The sequence below is a fragment of the Ferrovibrio sp. genome, assembly GCF_025869515.1.
Lineage (GTDB): Bacteria > Pseudomonadota > Alphaproteobacteria > Ferrovibrionales > Ferrovibrionaceae > Ferrovibrio.
Genome location: NZ_JAOZVR010000085.1, coordinates 24,766 through 41,284 on the forward strand (window position 1 = coordinate 24,766; position 16,519 = coordinate 41,284).

The 16,519-nt window shown below is 65.0% G+C and carries 17 protein-coding genes; 4 read left to right on the top strand and 13 right to left on the bottom strand.

The window, feature by feature from the left end; genetic code table 11:
• Positions 1-25: 25 nt before the first annotated feature.
• The gene (locus OJJ21_RS13695; RefSeq protein WP_297687136.1) at positions 26-1,057 is read right to left on the bottom strand and encodes an amino acid ABC transporter substrate-binding protein; all 1,032 of its coding nucleotides are present in this window, start codon (positions 1,055-1,057) and stop codon (positions 26-28) included.
• Between the two features lie 264 nt (positions 1,058-1,321).
• On the opposite strand from OJJ21_RS13695, the gene thrS reads away from it, so the two are divergent.
• The 3 genes from thrS (at position 1,322) to OJJ21_RS13710 (ending at position 5,015) form a co-directional block, all read left to right on the top strand.
• A complete protein-coding gene (thrS, locus tag OJJ21_RS13700) occupies positions 1,322-3,307 on the top strand; it encodes a threonine--tRNA ligase (RefSeq protein ID WP_297687137.1) in 1,986 nt (661 codons plus the stop codon).
• A gap of 84 nt (positions 3,308-3,391) precedes the next feature.
• Complete coding sequence (gene infC / locus OJJ21_RS13705) at positions 3,392-3,934, top strand: translation initiation factor IF-3 (RefSeq protein ID WP_297687166.1); 543 nt, start codon at positions 3,392-3,394, stop codon at positions 3,932-3,934.
• Positions 3,935-4,037: 103 nt separating this feature from the next.
• On the top strand, positions 4,038-5,015 hold the full coding sequence (locus tag OJJ21_RS13710) for an NADPH:quinone oxidoreductase family protein (protein ID WP_366092986.1): 978 nt from the start codon (positions 4,038-4,040) through the stop codon (positions 5,013-5,015).
• Between the two features lie 23 nt (positions 5,016-5,038).
• Here the strand turns inward: OJJ21_RS13710 and OJJ21_RS13715 are convergent, their stop codons facing one another.
• The 8 genes from OJJ21_RS13715 to OJJ21_RS13750 all read right to left on the bottom strand — a co-directional run bounded on the left by OJJ21_RS13715 (position 5,039) and on the right by OJJ21_RS13750 (position 10,667).
• Positions 5,039-5,263, bottom strand: a complete 225-nt coding sequence (locus OJJ21_RS13715) for a hypothetical protein (protein WP_297687139.1) — start codon at positions 5,261-5,263, stop codon at positions 5,039-5,041.
• Positions 5,260-5,868, bottom strand: coding sequence for a nicotinate-nucleotide adenylyltransferase (locus OJJ21_RS13720; RefSeq protein ID WP_297687140.1), 609 nt, complete (start codon positions 5,866-5,868; stop codon positions 5,260-5,262). The genes OJJ21_RS13715 and OJJ21_RS13720 overlap by 4 nt, the downstream gene beginning before the upstream one ends.
• A gap of 43 nt (positions 5,869-5,911) precedes the next feature.
• Positions 5,912-7,207: a glutamate-5-semialdehyde dehydrogenase gene (locus tag OJJ21_RS13725; protein ID WP_297687141.1), complete on the bottom strand. Its 1,296-nt coding sequence runs from the start codon at positions 7,205-7,207 to the stop codon at positions 5,912-5,914.
• The gene (proB, locus tag OJJ21_RS13730; protein ID WP_297687167.1) at positions 7,204-8,319 is read right to left on the bottom strand and encodes a glutamate 5-kinase; all 1,116 of its coding nucleotides are present in this window, start codon (positions 8,317-8,319) and stop codon (positions 7,204-7,206) included. Before proB ends, OJJ21_RS13725 begins: the two co-directional genes overlap by 4 nt.
• Positions 8,312-9,361, bottom strand: coding sequence for a GTPase ObgE (gene obgE, locus OJJ21_RS13735; protein WP_297687142.1), 1,050 nt, complete (start codon positions 9,359-9,361; stop codon positions 8,312-8,314). Before obgE ends, proB begins: the two co-directional genes overlap by 8 nt.
• A gap of 107 nt (positions 9,362-9,468) precedes the next feature.
• On the bottom strand, positions 9,469-9,729 hold the full coding sequence (gene rpmA / locus OJJ21_RS13740; RefSeq protein WP_297687143.1) for a 50S ribosomal protein L27: 261 nt from the start codon (positions 9,727-9,729) through the stop codon (positions 9,469-9,471).
• A gap of 32 nt (positions 9,730-9,761) precedes the next feature.
• Positions 9,762-10,070 (bottom strand): 50S ribosomal protein L21, encoded by a 309-nt coding sequence (gene rplU, locus OJJ21_RS13745; RefSeq protein WP_297687144.1) that lies wholly within the window; start codon positions 10,068-10,070, stop codon positions 9,762-9,764.
• Between the two features lie 87 nt (positions 10,071-10,157).
• On the bottom strand, positions 10,158-10,667 hold the full coding sequence (locus tag OJJ21_RS13750) for a thermonuclease family protein (protein WP_297687145.1): 510 nt from the start codon (positions 10,665-10,667) through the stop codon (positions 10,158-10,160).
• A gap of 104 nt (positions 10,668-10,771) precedes the next feature.
• Between OJJ21_RS13750 and OJJ21_RS13755 the strand changes: the two genes are divergently transcribed.
• Positions 10,772-11,725 carry a diacylglycerol kinase family protein gene (locus tag OJJ21_RS13755; protein ID WP_297687146.1) on the top strand — a complete coding sequence of 318 codons (954 nt, stop codon included), beginning with the start codon at positions 10,772-10,774 and terminating at the stop codon, positions 11,723-11,725.
• A gap of 10 nt (positions 11,726-11,735) precedes the next feature.
• Here the strand turns inward: OJJ21_RS13755 and OJJ21_RS13760 are convergent, their stop codons facing one another.
• The 4 genes from OJJ21_RS13760 to OJJ21_RS13775 all read right to left on the bottom strand — a co-directional run bounded on the left by OJJ21_RS13760 (position 11,736) and on the right by OJJ21_RS13775 (position 16,466).
• The gene (locus OJJ21_RS13760; RefSeq protein ID WP_297687147.1) at positions 11,736-12,167 is read right to left on the bottom strand and encodes a tellurite resistance TerB family protein; all 432 of its coding nucleotides are present in this window, start codon (positions 12,165-12,167) and stop codon (positions 11,736-11,738) included.
• Positions 12,168-12,253: 86 nt separating this feature from the next.
• Positions 12,254-15,031 (bottom strand): ATP-dependent DNA helicase, encoded by a 2,778-nt coding sequence (locus OJJ21_RS13765; protein ID WP_297687148.1) that lies wholly within the window; start codon positions 15,029-15,031, stop codon positions 12,254-12,256.
• Positions 15,028-15,780, bottom strand: coding sequence for a hypothetical protein (locus OJJ21_RS13770; protein WP_297687149.1), 753 nt, complete (start codon positions 15,778-15,780; stop codon positions 15,028-15,030). Before OJJ21_RS13770 ends, OJJ21_RS13765 begins: the two co-directional genes overlap by 4 nt.
• A 50-nt stretch (positions 15,781-15,830) precedes the next feature.
• Positions 15,831-16,466 carry a helix-turn-helix transcriptional regulator gene (locus tag OJJ21_RS13775; RefSeq protein WP_297687150.1) on the bottom strand — a complete coding sequence of 212 codons (636 nt, stop codon included), beginning with the start codon at positions 16,464-16,466 and terminating at the stop codon, positions 15,831-15,833.
• Positions 16,467-16,519 lie beyond the last annotated feature (53 nt).

The window sequence follows — 16,519 nt, forward strand, 5'->3', positions numbered from 1 at the left end:
ATCGCGTCGTGCGGATTGATTCTCGTCAGCGCAGCGGGATGGCGTACATCAGGCCGCCCCGGGTCCACAGATCGTTCAGGCCGCGCTCCAGCTTCACCGGGCTGCCTTTGCCCAGGTTGCGCTCGAAGCTCTCGCCGTAATTGCCGATCTGCTTGATCGCCCAGTAGGCCCATTTCTCGTCGAGGCCGAGCGCCTTGCCATAGCCCGGCGTGACACCGAGAAAGCGCTTGATCACCGGGTCCTCGCTTTTCAGCATCTCGTCCACGTTGGTCTGCGTGATGCCGAGCTCCTCGGCTTCCTTCAGGGCCAGCAGCACCCATTTCACCACCTGGTACCACTGGTCGTCGCCCTGGCGGACCAGCGGCCCCAGCGGTTCCTTGGAGATGCGCTCGGGCAGGATGACGTAGTCGTCCGGCGGATTGAGCGCGGTGACGCGGATGGCGGCGAGCTGCGAGGCGTCGGTGGTGTAGACGTCGCAGCGACCGGAGGAGAAGGCCGCAATGTTTTCATCCACCTTCTCGATCACCACCGCCTTGAAGGTCATGTTCGACTTGCGGAAGTAATCCGACAGGTTCAGTTCCGTCGTCGTGCCCGGCTGTACGCAGACGGTCGAGCCGTTCAGCTCCTTGGCCGATTTCACGCCCAGCTTCTTGTTCACGATGAAGCCCTGGCCGTCATAGAAGTTGACGCCGGCCTCGCGCAGCCCGAGCGAGGCATCGCGCAGCAAAGTTTGCGTCACGTTGCGGGTCAGCACGTCGATCTCGCCCGACTGCAGGGCGACGAAACGCTGCTGCGCGGTCAGCGCGGTATATTTGATCTTGCTGGAATCGCCAAAGACGGCGGCGGCCACGGCGCGGCACATATCCACGTCGATGCCGGTCCACAGGCCCTGGCTGTTCGGGGCGGAGAAACCGGCGACGCTGCCGTTGACGCCGCATTGCACGAAGCCCTTGGCCTTGACGGCATCGAAGGTGGCGCCGGCGAGCGTCGGCGCGGCCAGCCCGGCCAGGGTCAGACCGCCAACGGCAAGTCCGGCAAGAATGGTTCGGATACGCATGGATAAAGCCCCCTGTTGAGCGACGCCCTGTGACGACGGTTGACCCGTCCGGTTATGCGAAGCGCATGCCAGCATATTCCGGGCCGTTCCCCCAGCAGATTCGGTGCCTCCGGGGCGGTATCGGACCGACCTGCTGCCGAAAGCGGCAGGCGCCGTGGCGCCCTGCCCTGAATCGGGCCGGGGAGGCGGCCGGAATGGCCCGGGGCCGGCTTGACAGGGGGGTTTGGGCGGCTAGGCTGCGCCCCCTTGGAGGTCCCCCAAATCATGTCCAACGCCCCTGTTTCTTCTGCCGAAATCCGCGTCACCCTGCCCGATGGCAGCGTGCGAACTTACGCGGCCGGCAGCACCGGGGCGGATGTGGCCGCCAGCATCGGTGCCGGCCTGGCCAAGGCGGCGCTCGCCATCCGTCTGGACGGGGTGCTGAAGGACCTCAAGACGCCGATCCGGAGCGACGCGAAGCTTGAGATCGTCACCCTGAAGGACAGGAACGAGGCCGAGCTGCTCGAACTGATCCGCCATGACGGCGCCCATGTGATGGCACAGGCGGTGCAGGAGCTGTTCCCCGGCACCCAGATCACCTTCGGGCCGGCCACCGAGGACGGCTTCTATTACGACTTCGTACGCGACGAGCCCTTCACGCCGGACGATTTCGGCAGGATCGAGCAGCGCATGGCCGAGATCGTCAAGCGCGACCTGCCGATCGAGCGCGAGGAATGGGCGCCGGAAAAGGCGGTCGCGTATTTCAAGTCGATCGGCGAGACCTACAAGGCCGAATGGGTGGCCGAAATCGCCAAGCGCGGCGAGGCGATCTCGATCTATCGCCAGGGCGACAGCTGGCTCGACCTCTGCATGGGCCCGCATCTGCCTTCGACCGGCAAGCTGCCGCCGGTGTTCAAGGTGATGAAGGTGTCGGGCGCCTACTGGCGCGGCGATGCCAAGAACCGCCAGCTGCAGCGCGTCTATGCCACCGCCTGGCGTGACCAGAAGGAACTCGACGCCTATCTGAAGCGCCTGGAAGAAGCCGAGAAGCGCGACCATCGCCGGCTCGGCAAGGACATGGGCCTGTTCCACCAGCAGGAAGAAGCCGCCGGCATGGTGTTCTGGCATCCCAGGGGCTGGACGCTGTACCGGACGCTCGAACGCTACATGCGCCAGCGCCTGGAAAAGGCCAAGTACCTGGAAGTGAAGACGCCGCAGCTGGTCGACCGCAAGCTGTGGGAAGCCTCGGGCCACTGGGAGAAATTCCGCGAGAACATGTATATCGCGGAAAACGAAGAGGGCCTGCGCGAGTATGCGGCCGATCCGGATGCGCGCATCTTCGCGCTGAAACCGATGAACTGCCCCTGCCATGTGCAGATCTTCAACCAGGGCCTCAAGAGCTATCGCGACCTGCCGCTGCGCATGGCCGAGTTCGGCTCCTGCCACCGCTTCGAGCCGGGCGGCGCGCTGCACGGCATCATGCGGGTGCGCAACTTCACCCAGGACGATGCGCATATCTTCTGCACCGAAGACCAGATCATCTCGGAGAGCAAAAGCTTCTGCGACCTGCTCAAGAGCATCTACACTGATATGGGCTTCACCGATATCCGGGTGAAATTCTCCGACCGTCCGGCCAAGCGCGCCGGCACCGACGAGACCTGGGACAAGGCGGAAGGTGCGCTGAAACAGGCCTGCGAAGCCTCCGGCCTGGACTACACGCTCAATCCCGGCGAAGGCGCCTTCTATGGTCCGAAGCTGGAATTCGTGCTGCGCGACACCATCGGCCGCGACTGGCAGTGCGGCACGCTGCAGGTCGATTTCGTGCTGCCGGAACGCCTGGATGCCGATTATGTCGGTGCCGATGGCGCGCGCCATCGCCCGGTCATGCTGCATCGGGCGATTCTCGGCAGCTTCGAGCGCTTCATCGGCATTCTGCTGGAGCATTATGCCGGCCGGCTGCCGTTATGGATGGCGCCGCTGCAGGCCGTGGTCGCGCCGATCGTGTCGGACTGCGATGCCTATGCTCAGCAGATCGCCGACCAGCTGGATGCCGCCGGCCTGCGCGTCGATACCGACCTGCGCAACGAGAAGATCAATTACAAGATCCGCGAACTCAGCCTCGCCAAGGTGCCGGTCATTCTGGTGGTCGGTAAAAAGGAGGCGGAACAGGGTACCGTCACCGTACGCCGGCTCGGCTCGGAACAGCAGGAAACCATTGCGTTGGCCGACGCGATTGCTAGATTGTCGGCCGAGGCCCGGATGCCCGGTTGAGCCCCAGGACACAGTCCCGAGGTTGATTCCTGCACCACCCGCCTTAACTAATTGATTTTGTTGCAACTACTTTAGGAGCGCGTCATAGCCCGTCCCCCGTTCAATGCCCCGCCGGCGCCGAAAACCGATGGTCCGCGGGTCAATTTCGAGATCGATGTCCCGAACGTCCGCCTGATCGACGCCGTTGGCGAAAATCGTGGTGTGGTTTCCATCCGTGAAGCCCTGCGCCTGGCCGAAGAGGCCGGTCTCGATCTTTGCGAAATCTCGCCCAACGCCGATCCGCCCGTCGCCAAGATTCTCGATTACGGCAAGTACAAGTACGAGGCGCAGAAGAAGGCCGCCGAGGCGCGCAAGAAGCAGAAAATCATCGAGCTGAAAGAGATCAAGCTGCGTCCGATGATCGACACGCATGACTATGACGTGAAGATGCGGGCGATGGTGCGGTTCCTCGAAGAAGGCGACAAGGTCAAGGTGACCCTGCGCTTCCGTGGCCGCGAGATGGCGCACCAGGAGTTGGGCATGAAGCTGCTCGACCGCGTGCGCGAGGATCTCGGCGAGAAGGCCAAGATGGAACAGACGCCCAAGATGGAAGGGCGGCAGATGACCATGGTCATGGCCCCGAAATAACCGGGGCTTCGATATGGCGCCGATGCAAGTCGGCGCCATTTCTGTATCTGCAGCACGATAAAAATCGAGAATTCAGGGAGTGAACAGGATGTCGGCAATCAACGTGAAGGCGATGGTCTGCGAAGCCTGGGGCGGGCCGGAAAGCCTGCAGCTCAAGGAGCTGGCGCTGCCCGCACTTGGCCCGAAGGACGTGCGTATCAAGGTCCATGCGGCAGGGCTGAATTTTCCCGACACGCTGATCATCGCCAACAAATACCAGGTCAAGCCTGCCTTCCCCTTCGCGCCCGGCATGGAATGTGGCGGCGAGATCGTCGCCATCGGCGAGAAGGTGACCGATCTGAAGGTTGGCGACCGTGTGATGGCGACCACCAGCAACGGCGCCTTCGCCGAGCAGATGAACTGTGCGGCGGCCAATGTGTTCAAGATTCCGGCCAGCATGCCCTACGAAATCGCGGCCGGTTTTCCGATCACCTACGGCACCACCTATCACGCGCTGGTCGATCGCGGCCGGCTCAAGGCCGGCGAGGTGCTGCTGGTGCATGGTGCCGCCGGCGGCGTCGGACTCAATGCCGTCGAACTCGGCCGCGAACTCGGCGCCACGGTGATCGGCACCGTGGGGTCGGATGAAAAGGTCGCCATCGTCAAAGAGTATGGCGCCGCGCATGTGATCAATTACTCGAAGGAAAGCATCAAGGATCGCGTCAAGGAACTCACCGGCGGCAATGGCGCCGACGTGATCTACGATGCGGTCGGTGGCGATGCCTTCGACCAGTCACTCCGTTGCATCAACTGGGATGGCCGTCTGCTGGTGGTCGGTTTCGCCTCAGGTCGCATCCCGGAAGCGCCGGCCAACCTGGCACTGATCAAGGGCTGCAGCATTGTCGGTGTCTTCTGGGGCGCCTTTGCCGGGCGCGAGCCGGAAAAGAACCGCGCCAATTTTGCAGCCCTGCTAGCCTTGTACGAGCATGGAAAACTGAAGCCGCATGTCTCGCAGAGCTTCGCGCTCGATCAGGTGCCGCAGGCGATGCAGGCGCTGCTGTCGCGCAAGACCACCGGCAAGGTGGTCATCAGGGTCACCTGACGTTCAGGCGATTTTCGGCGCTATCAGGGTTTGTCGAGATCGGCCAGCCATTGCGGCAGCGGCCCGCCCAGGCTGTAGGTTTCCTGCGCCGTGATGCGGCTGTAATCCGCTTCCGACATTGTGTCCGGCCGTTGCTCCAGGATCGTCAGGTCGGGGAACCGCCTGGTGATCTGGTCCTTGCTCTCGGCATTCAGGATTGCCCAGAGGCCACCGGTGCCGAAGTCATAGGCAACGAGAAAGCTCTTCATCGTGATGGCCTCACCTTTGTCTTTTGCCGGATCGCCGTGGCCGACAGGGGATTGAGCTTGGACTTCAGCAGCAGAAAGGCCGGTGCGGCCTTGCCCGGCAGGGCGGCTGCATCATAGCGCGCCACGCGGTGCCGCGACAGCCATTGGCCGGCCGGGCCCTGCGGGGCGGTCAGATTGAAGCCCGGGCGGTCCAGCACGGCAATCGGCATTGTGTGCGCGATGCCCCGCCAGTCCTGCCAGCGATGGAACTGGGCGAGATTGTCGGCTCCCATCAGCCAGACAAACCGTGCCTGCGGGTAGTGCCGGCGCAGGGCCGCCAGGGTATCCGCCGTATACTGTGTGCCGAGGCGGGTTTCGACGGCGGTGACCAGGATGCGCGGATGCGCCGCAATCGCATGAGCCTGGCCCAGGCGTTTATCCAGCGGCGCCATGCCGCGCAAGGGTTTGAGCGGATTCTGCGGGCTGACCAGCCACCAGACCTGGTCGAGCTTGAGCCGGTGCAAAGCGGTCAGACTGATCTCGCGATGGGCCGCATGGGCGGGGTTGAACGAACCGCCGAGCAGGCCGATGCGCAGGCCGATGGACGAACCGAGAGGCGGAATCATGCGGGGCTTGAATGCTCCGTCGTTATGGCCTGGACAGCCATGATCAGGGCCGGATCTGTCCGTTGCCGTGCACGCGGTATTTGAACGTGGTGAGCTGTTCGACGCCGACCGGCCCGCGCGCATGCATCTTGCCGGTGGCGATGCCGATCTCGGCGCCGAAACCGAACTCGCCGCCATCGGCAAACTGCGTCGAGGCATTGTGCAGCAGGATGGCGCTGTCGAGCCGGTTCATGAAATCGGCCGCATGGGCGGCATCTTCTGTCAGGATCGCTTCGGTATGGCTGGAGCCATGGGTGGCGATATGCTCGATGGCGGCATCCAGGCCGTCGACGACGCGCACCGCGATGATGGCATCGAGATATTCGGTGGCCCAGTCGGTCTCGGTGGCCGGCTTCACGCGCGCATCCACCTTTTGCGTCTCGGCATCGCCGCGCACCTCGCAGCCGGCCTCCAGCAGCATGCTGACCAGCGGCGCCAGATGTGTCTGCACGGCGGCCCGCTCGACCAGCAGGGTTTCGGCGGCGCCGCAGACGCCGGTGCGGCGCAGCTTGGCATTCAGCACGATCTGCCTGGCCATCTCGATGTCGGCACTGGCCTCGACATAGACATGGCAGTTGCCTTCCAGATGCGCGAAGACCGGCACGCGGCTCTCGCTCTGCACGCGGGCGACCAGCGACTTGCCGCCGCGTGGCACGATCACATCCAGCCAGGTCGCCGCCGTCAGCATGGCGCCGACCATGGCGCGGTCGGTGGTGGGCACCAGCTGGATTGACTCTGCCGGCAGGCCAGCGGCTTTCAGGCCTTCGACCAGGCTGGCATGAATCGCCATGCTGGACTGGAAGCTTTCCGAACCGCCGCGCAGGATGCAGGCATTACCGGCCTTCAGGCAGAGCCCGCCGGCATCGGCGGTGACATTCGGACGGCTTTCATAGATCACGCCGATCACGCCGAGCGGCGTGCGCACGCGTTCGAATTTAAGACCATTGGGCCTTGTCCAGCTGGCGATCACGCCGCCGACCGGATCGGCCAGGTCGGCGATTTCGTCCAGCCCCCGCGCGATGGCGGCGACGCGCCCGCCATCCAGCATCAGGCGGTCGAGCAGGGCAGCAGTCAGCCCCTTTGCCTTGCCGGCCGCCATATCCTGCGCATTGGCGGCGAGAATTTTCCGCTCATTGGCGCGCAACGCGGCGGCGGCGGCTTTCAGGGCGACATTCTTCTGCGCGGTCGGCGCGGTGGCCAGCATGCGCGCAGCTGCCTTGGCCGCCGCACCCATCTGGTTCATCAGCGATGCCGTATCGGTGATTGCGCCTGTATCAGCGATGGAAGTATGGGCCGTCATCGCAGCACCAGTTCGTCGCGGTGGATCATTTCGTCGCGGCCACGGTAGCCGAGAATCTCTTCGATGTCGCCGGATTTATGCCCCTTGATGCGGCGCGCATCCTCATCGGCATAAGCCGAAAGTCCAACTGCGATTTCGGCGCCGTCAGCAGCGCATACGCGCACCAGGTCGCCGCGCTGGAAATGCCCCTCAACCGCGGTGATGCCGGCGGGTAGCAGAGAGCGGCCGGAACGCAGCGCCTTTACCGCGCCATCATCCAGCGTCAGCGTGCCCTGCGGATTGAGGTGACCGGCGATCCACTGCTTGCGCGCGGCTGCCGGCGTCGAATGGGCATGGAACCAGGTGCAGCGTCCGCCATCACGCACGCTCTGCACCGGGTGCATCTGTTTGCCGTTGGCGATCACCATGGCGCAGCCGGCGCCGACCGCGATCTTGGCGGCGACGATCTTGGTGATCATGCCGCCGCGGCCAAGGCCCGAGCGCGACACGCCGGCCATCGCCTCGATCTCCGGTGTGATCGCTTCGATTTCCGACAGGAATTTCGCACTGGCGTCGACGCCGGGATCGGCGGTGTAGAGTCCGTCGATATCCGACAGCAGCACCAGGCAGTCGGCCGAGATCATCTGCGCCACGCGGGCGGCCAGCCGATCATTGTCGCCGAAGCGGATTTCGGCGGTCGCCACGGTGTCGTTCTCGTTGACCACCGGCACGGTGCCGAGTTTCAGCAACGTGTTCACGGTTTCGCGCGCATTCAGGTAATGCCGGCGCGATTCGGTGTCGCCCAGTGTCAGCAACAGCTGCGCGGTTTTCAGATCGTGTTTCGCCAGTGCATCCTGCCAGGCGGAAGACAGTCGAATCTGGCCGGCGGCGGCGGCGGCCTGGCTTTCCTCCAGCCGCAGGGCCTTGCCGTTCAGGCCGAGGATGCGTCGGCCGAGCGCGATGGCGCCGGACGACACCACCAGCACCTCCTTGCCGTCGGCGCGCAGCCTGGCGATGTCGTCGACCAGCGCGGCAAGCCAGCTGTCGCGCAGCACATTCCTGTCGGCATCGACCAGCAGCGACGAGCCGACCTTGATGACAATGCGTTTCGACTTCTCGAGGCCGTTACGCATCACCGGTCTCGACTTCGCCAACTTCGATTCCTGCGGCCGCCTTTTCGGCGGCGCGCGCCTCGGCAATGATGGCAAAGAGCTGCGTGGTGACGGCTTCGACACCTTCGCCGGTGACACCGGAGAGGGCAAAAACGGGCCGCTTCGCCGCGCGCTTCAGCTTGGTCATTTTTTCTTTCAGCTCGTCGGCCGGGATCGCGTCGATCTTGTTCAGGCCGATGATCTCAAGCTTCTTGTCGAGGCCGCCGCCATAGGCCTTCAGCTCCTTGCGGACCAGCTTCCAGTCCCTGACCGGATCTTCCGCCGTGCCATCCAGCAGATGCAGGATTACGGCGCAGCGCTCGACATGGCCGAGGAAGCGATGGCCGAGACCGGCGCCTTCGGCGGCGCCCTCGATCAGGCCGGGCAGATCGGCCAGCACGAATTCCTTGTCATTGGCTTTTACGACGCCGAGCTGCGGTTTGAGCGTCGTAAAAGGATAATCGGCGATCTTGGGCTTGGCGCGCGACACGCGGCTCAGGAAGGTGGATTTGCCGGCATTGGGCAGGCCGACCAGGCCGGCATCGGCGATCAGCTTGAGCCGCAGCCAGATCCACTTTTCCTCGCCGGGCCAGCCGGCATCGGCGCGGCGCGGCGCGCGGTTGGTGGCCGACTTGAAATGCTCGTTGCCGAAGCCGCCATCGCCGCCCTTGCACAGCAATACTCTTTGGCCGATTTCGGTCAGGTCGGCGATCAGCGTCTCGTTATCCTCGGCGAAAATCTGCGTGCCCTTTGGCACCTTGAGGATCACGTCGTCGGAATTGGCACCGGAACGCTGGCGGCCCGAACCATGGCCGCCACGGGCGGCGCGGAAATGCTGCTGATAGCGGTAGTCGATCAGCGTGTTGAGACCATCAACGCATTCGGCCCAGACATCGCCGCCCTTGCCGCCATTGCCGCCGTCCGGTCCGCCGTATTCGATGAACTTCTCGCGCCGGAAGCTGACGGAACCGGGTCCGCCCTGTCCGCTTTCAACAAAGACCTTGGCCTGATCGAGAAATTTCATCGGGGTTCACAGACGAGCAGAAATGAAAGGTGCAGAAACGAAAAAGGGGAATGGCCTGCGCCATTCCCCTTGATCGATTGTGATGCTTGCGGGAAAGGCGCGTGGTATCACGCCTCCGGCGGCAGCACCGAAACATACGAGCGGCTGCCCTTGCCCTCGTGGAACTTCACCTTGCCGTCGGCCGTGGCGAACAGGGTGTGATCCTTGCCCATGCCGACGTTCTTGCCGGCATGCACCTTGGTGCCGCGCTGGCGCACGATGATGTTGCCGGCGACGACAGCTTCGCTGCCGTACTTCTTGACGCCGAGGCGCTTGGACTCTGAATCGCGACCGTTACGCGAAGAGCCGCCAGCTTTTTTATGTGCCATGAGGGTATCTCCTTAAATCTTTAGTCGCGCGCTCAGGCGGCGATCTCGAGGATCTTCACCGCGGTGTAGCGCTGGCGATGGCCGTTCTTGCGGCGCGAATTCTGCCGGCGGCGCTTCTTGAAGATGATCAGCTTCGGGCCGCGGGTCAGACCCACCACTTCAGCCTTCACCTTGGCGCCTTCGATGGCCTTGCCCAGCTTGACGTCGCCGCCGTTGCCGATGGCAAGCACCTGGCCGAATTCGATCTTGTCGCCCGCTTCGCCGGCGACCAGTTCGACCTCGAGCACGTCGCCCGCTGCCACCTTATACTGCTTACCGCCGGTCTTGATCACTGCGAACATGTTGATATTCCATAAGAAAGCGGCAGCGCCAGCCGTCCGGCGCCGCCTGAATTCGAGGGGCGCACTATAGCCGGGGCAAAGGGGCTGTCAACCCCGGATTCGGGGCGGGTTTTGCGGCGGTTTGGCGCGGCGCTCCCGCCGCCAGTCCCAGGCCGGTTCAGCCTGCGCCGTCGGGGCCCAGATGCCGGTCCCTAATATCTGGGCCTCCCACTCGGCCGACTCATAGTCCCGGCTGTAGGCCAGGTAGGCCCAGGCCAGCCCGGCCCGCACCATGGCGCGGTTCAGGTCGGTCCCGCCGGCCGAGCAGACCGCCACCACCCGGCCATAGCGGTCACGGTCTTTTTCGGCGCAGGTTACCACCTGGCCGCGGATCAGGCCCCGCAGGTGGCCGGCAGCCTCCTGGCCGCACAGCCAGTCCAGGCCATCCCGTTGGCAGCGCTGGGCTTTTTCCGGGGCGTCGATGCCATGCAGGCGGTAATTCACCCCGGCGATCTTGAGCGTATCGCCATCCAGGACTGTAGCGGCGCCGGTCTGGGCCAGAACCGGGCCTGACAGCAGCGCCAGCAACAGGACAAGCCGAATCGCATACCATGTCATGCATTCGGCTTAGCATACGATCGTATGATAAAGGCAGGGCCGGTGGCGCCCTGTCATAAAACCGTCCCTGCCGCCGGGGGCGAAAATCTGCTATCCGGGCCGCCATGCCTGCATCCCAGCATGCGACCTACCGCCGGCGTCTGCTGGTGATCTACAACCCGACCGCCGGTGCCGGCCAGCTCGGCCGGCGCAAGCGTGCCCGGCTGGAGGCCTATCTCGACCTGCTGGAGGATTCCGGCTGCGCGGTGGAATTCCGCCCCACCACCAAACGCGGCGATGCCGAGGCCTTTGCCGCCGAGGGGGTGTCGGAGCGATACGATGCGGTGGTGGCCGCCGGCGGCGACGGCACCATCGGCGAAGTGGCCAACGGCCTGCCGCAACTGAGCGCGCCGCTCGGGATTTTTCCGCTGGGCACGGCAAATGTGCTGGCGATGGAAATCGGTCTGCCGCTCGATCCGCCCTCTGTCATGCAGGCGGTGCTGCATGGACCGCAGGCGCAGATCTGGCCGGGCTTCGTCAACGATCGCCTCTTCACCATCATGGCCGGCGTCGGTTTCGATGCGCATGTGGTGGCCGACCTGCCGCCGCAGCTGAAGCGCTGGCTCGGCAAGGGCGCCTATGTGGTCGAAAGCCTGCGCCAGCTTGCCGCCTACAAAGTGCCGCGCTATCGCGTCAGCATCGACGGCAAAGAGTATGACTGCGCCTCAGCCGTCGTTGCCAAGGGGCATTTCTATGGTGGCAAATTCGTCTGCGCGCCGCATGCACGGCTCGACGATCCGGCTTTCGAAATCTGCCTGTTCAGGATGGGCGGCCGCATCGGCGCGCTGCGCGCCACGGTCGCCCTGACGCTGGGCCTGCTGCAGAAGCTGCCGGAGATCGAACTGGTGCGCGGCCGCGAGGTGACGATCTCAGGCGCCGATGGCGAGCCTGTGCAGGCCGATGGCGATATTGCCGCCAGGCTGCCGGCAAGCGTGCGGATCGGGTCGCGCGCCATTCCGCTGATCGTGCCCAAGGGCAGCGCGCTGGCGGTGACGGCGCTGCGCAGCGCGGCAGAATAAGCGGATCGGTTCAGGCCTTGGACAGGTCGCCCGGCAGGCGCTTGTAGCGCACGCCGGCGCCGCGTTCGATGGCGGCGGCATGCAGGCGCTCGACGCGCAGTTCATGGCGCAGCATTTCCAGCCAGCGCAGTTCTTCCTGCCGGCCATGGCCATCCACGGCAACGATATCGCAGGCCAGCGCGTAAGCCGTCTCGCACCAGTCGGCCGGCAGCGCTTCCTTCACCAGGCCCAGCGCTGCATCGACGCCGTCGTCCTGATCCAGAAGGGCGACGCAGTCGCCGACCGCCACCTGCATGGCATCAAGGCCGTAACCGCGGAAGATTGGCAGATGGCGCACGGCAGCGTCGATGGCGGAAACTTCCGTATCCTTCAGTTTGCCGTCGGCCACGGCGGCAATCACCATGGCATAGATCAGGGCATTCTGAGGCGTGATGGTCGACATATGCGGGTGGCCTTCGGGGCGGGAAGCGTGGGAACAGGAGGCTTTCGGCTAGCGGCAGAATGCGGCGAAAGGATGACGCTGGTACATTAAGCCAGATTCTGCTGTTCGCCAGTGCCGGCCCGCATCGTATTGAGAAAAGCCGCGGTTTCCGCCACGGCCTCCCTGATGCCGAGCCGGCGCACCTCGACGCTGGCCGGGAAAGCCGAGAGCAGGCGCGACGGCAGCTGCGCATCCAGCACGACAAAGACGCCGTAATCCTCGGCACGACGCAGCAGGCGGCCATAGGCCTGCTTCAGTTTCAGCCGCGTGAGCAGGTCGTCATAGGCCTGGCCGCCGAAAGCCGTCCTGCGCGCCTTGTGCAGCAGGTCAGGTCGCGGCCATGGCACGCGGTCGAAGACGGCAAGACGTAAAGACGCGCCCGGCACGTCGACGCCGTCGCGCATCGCATCGGTGCCGAGCAGGCAGGCATGCTCCTCGGCGCGGAAGATATCGACCAGCGTGGCGTTATCCAGCGGATCGACATGCTGCGCGTATAATGGCAGGCCGGCTTCGGCGAGCGGCTGCAGGATGCGTTTCTGCACGGCGCGCAGGCGGAAGATCGCCGTGAAGAGTCCCAGCCCGCCGCCACCCGATGCAAGGAAGAGTTCGCGATAGGCGGCGGCCACCTGGTCCATCGCATCGCGGCGCACATCGGTCACGACGAAGACGCGTGTGCGGTTGGCATAGTCGAAGGGCGATGGGAATGCCGCGCGGCGCGCCGGCTGCGGCAGGTGGCGCGCGCCGCTGCGGATTTCGGCGCTGTTCCAGGCTGCCTCCGGCGCGGCATCGGTCTTGGCCGGTGCAATATCGCGCAAGGTGGCCGACGTGATCGCCACGCCATGCGCGGGTTTCAGCACGGCAGCGGCGAAGGGCAGCATCGGATCGAGGTAATGGCGATAGAGGCCGAGATCGAGATCGCGGCCATCAATGCGTTCCAGCCCGAACCAGTCGACGAAGGTCGATGGCGTTTCGGTCTGCAGGTCGAGCAGCATGCTGCGCCACGCGTCCAGAGTCAGCTTCCGCCGCAGCAGGCCGCGCAGCGCACCCTCGATGCGCGACCGCGTCGCCGTATCCAGCTCGGCTGTCTCGTCGGCCAGCATGTCGCTTAAGGATTTGCTCAGACTGTTGAGCGGTTCCAGCACGCGCTCGATGCCGCGGGCGAAGTCCAGCGCGGCATCGATCAGGCCGCTGACCGGCTCCCTGGTCGGGCATTCTAGGCCATAGGGAGAATCCGGCTGCGCACTGCGGGCCAGAATCTGCTGCCGTGCCCGGGCCAGGAATTTCTCGCCCTGGCCGTTGGCATTGCCCTCGCCCAAACGCGTGAGCCAGCCCTCGCCCGGCAGGCAGCGCGCCGCTTCCACCACGGCTTCCAGCGCGGTCCTGCCGCGTTCATCCTGCGCCACCAGATCGCCGATGCGGTTGGCAATGCCGCGCGCGCGGCTGCGCCGGCCGCCCTCGGGCCCGCGCAGCCAGCGCCGCAGGTCGACGCCTTCCATGCCGGTGAGATGTGCGGCGAAAGCACTATCTGCTGCTTCAAAGAGGTGGTGGCCTTCGTCGAAGACGTAGCGCAGCGGTTTCTGTGAATCGTCTTCACCCATCGCTGCCTGGATCATCACCAGCGCATGATTGGCGATCACCATCTCGGCCTTGCGCGATTTGCGCACGGCGCGCTCGATGAAGCATTTGCGATAATGCGGACAGCCGGCATGTATGCATTCGCCGCGCTGGTCGGTCAGCCCCAGCGTGCGGTTGCGGCCATGCAGGTCGGCGGCCCAGGCCGGGAAATCGCCGCCGGCCAGATCGCCGTCGCGCGTCGCGCCGGCCCAGCGCGCGATCAGGCTGAGCGGCACCAGGTCCTGCGGCCGCGCCGCGCCGCCCTGTGTCGCGTCTTCGAGATTGAGCAGGCAGAGATAGTTTTCGCGGCCCTTTCTGATGACGACCTTGCCCTGCTTTTCCGCTGCATTGGGGAACAGGCGGTCGAGTTCGTGATCGAGCTGGCGCTGCAGGTTCTTGGTGTAGGTCGACAGCCACACCGTGCCGCCGTTCTTTTCGGCCCAGACGCTGGCCGGCGCGATATAGCCCAGTGTCTTGCCGATGCCGGTGCCGGCTTCGGCCAGCACCAGTTCCGGCATGCCGATCATTTCACGCGGCGCGAAGGCCTGCGCCACGGTGGCAGCGTAATCGGCCTGCGTCTCGCGCAGTTCGGCCGTGGTGCCGAGCAGCTGCGCCAGCCGTTCGCGTGCCTCCGCGGGCGATACGCTCTGGGTATCCGGCGGCGGCGGCGGTGCGTAATCCACCCATTCGGGCAGTTCCTGCCAGATATCCAGGCCGCCGGCGCCACCGCTCGGCGCATTGGCCGCATCGGGTCCCAGCGCCATCAGCAGATAGGGCGCCCAGGGCCAGCCGGCCTTCTGCAGCGTCTGCGCCAGCCGCATGGAGCGGCGAAGCGTGCGCGGCTGCTGGCGCGGCAAGTCTTCCAGCAGCAGCTGCGCCGCGTGATGCAGATACTGTGCGGCTTCCTCGTCGTCGGCGGCATCGAGATTGATGCGGGCCAGCAGTCCATGCGGCGTGGGCAGGCAGAAGCGTGCCGGCCGCACGAAAGCGAAGAGATCGAGCAGGTCATAGGCCGCGAAGGGCTCGACGCCGAGCCGCGCGGCCGTTGCCTTGGCATGCACCAGCAGCGGCGGCGTGGCGCGTGCCCGCCGCGCGGCGGCGTCGGGCGACAGTTTCTCAAGATGTCCGTTCTCGAACCACCAGGCGACACCGCCGCCGGCGACCAGCGCCGGCAGTCGCCCCAGAGCAGCAGAGAGACTTGTCTCGGTCATCGATACATCAGGAAATTGGCGGCCTTGCCGAAACGCGACAGGCTGGTGCCGTAATCGATCACTGCAGCCTCTACCAGCCCGTCGTTGCGCCGTCCATCGGCCGGCGCGATGAAGATGCGGCCATCGCGGTCGGTCGGATTCTGGTACTGCCGCAGGTCGGGTGAGCGGAGGCTGACATCGAAGGTGAAGACCGGGCTGTTTTCCGCAATAAACCAGTGCGCATTGTCGCAATCGTCCGACATGCTGACGGTTTCACCGACATGGAAGACGGCATCCATATTCGGTTTCAGCACCATGCGGCCGGGAGCATCTTCCACGCGGTCGAAGGTGCGGGCGCGGAAGCGGCCCTGCAGCACCAGATGCGCGGTGGCCAGGTTGTTATGGGCATGCGGCGGAATCGCATCGCCCTGCGGCAGGATGAAAATCGCCGTCCAGATCCGTTGGCCGCTGGTTTCCAGCGGCGGCAGCCGCACGCGCTCGAAATGCTCGCCTGGGCCTCTGCTTTCCAGCGCCGTCTTCAGTCGTGCGAAATCGATATAGGACAGCAGTTCATGGATCGGCACTGTTGCATTCAGTCCGGCAATGGCCTGCTGCCATTGCAGCGGCGACAGGCTGCGCTGCCGGAAATCGCGGGCAAGATCGGCCACGCCGCCCGCCCATGCCTCAGTCAGCGGTTTGACGGCGGCGGCAAAAGCGTTGCTGCCCAGTGCCAGTCGCAGGAAGCCCAGAGTCGCAGCGGTCTGCAGCAAGCCTTGCGTGACGTGCCGCCGGGTCGGTGCCGCCGGGTCCATTGCGCGATCTATTGCGCCGCCCAGACAATGCGGGCGATCCAGGCAATATCCTGCACGTCGAAGCCGCGTTCGGGATAGGCGGGATTGAACGAGGCCAGCTCGATGCGGGTCAGCGTGCGGCGCGACAGCAGCTTGCACATCACTTCGCCCTGCACGGTCTTGGCGATCACGCGATCGCCGCGCCGCACATTGGCGGCCGGCGAGACGATGACGATATCGCCGTCGCGATAGACCGGCAGCATGCTGTCGCCGCTGATCTCCAGCGCATAGGCCTGCGGATCGCCGATCTCCGGGAAGGGGACCTTCTCCCAGCCTTCGCCGGTCGGGAAACCGGCATCGTCGAAATAGCCATCCTTGCCGGCCTGGGCCAGGCCGATCAGCGGCACGCGCTGGGTGCTGCGCGGCACACCACCGGATTCGCTCAGCAGATCCATGAACTCCGGCACGCTGGCACCGGTCGCCTCGATCACCTTGGCGATCGATTCCGTCGAGGGCCAGCGCTGCTTGCCATCGCGCGAGATACGCTTGGAGCGATTGAAGGTGGTGGGGTCGAGTCCGGCCTTGCGGGCCAGTCCCGAGGCCGTGAGGCCATAGCGGTCGGCAAGACCGTCGATGGCGGCCCAGATCGCACGATGTGTCAGCATGGGAAGATTGTCTTGCAAATCGGTGGATTTGCCTACAGGAATATTCTCTGATT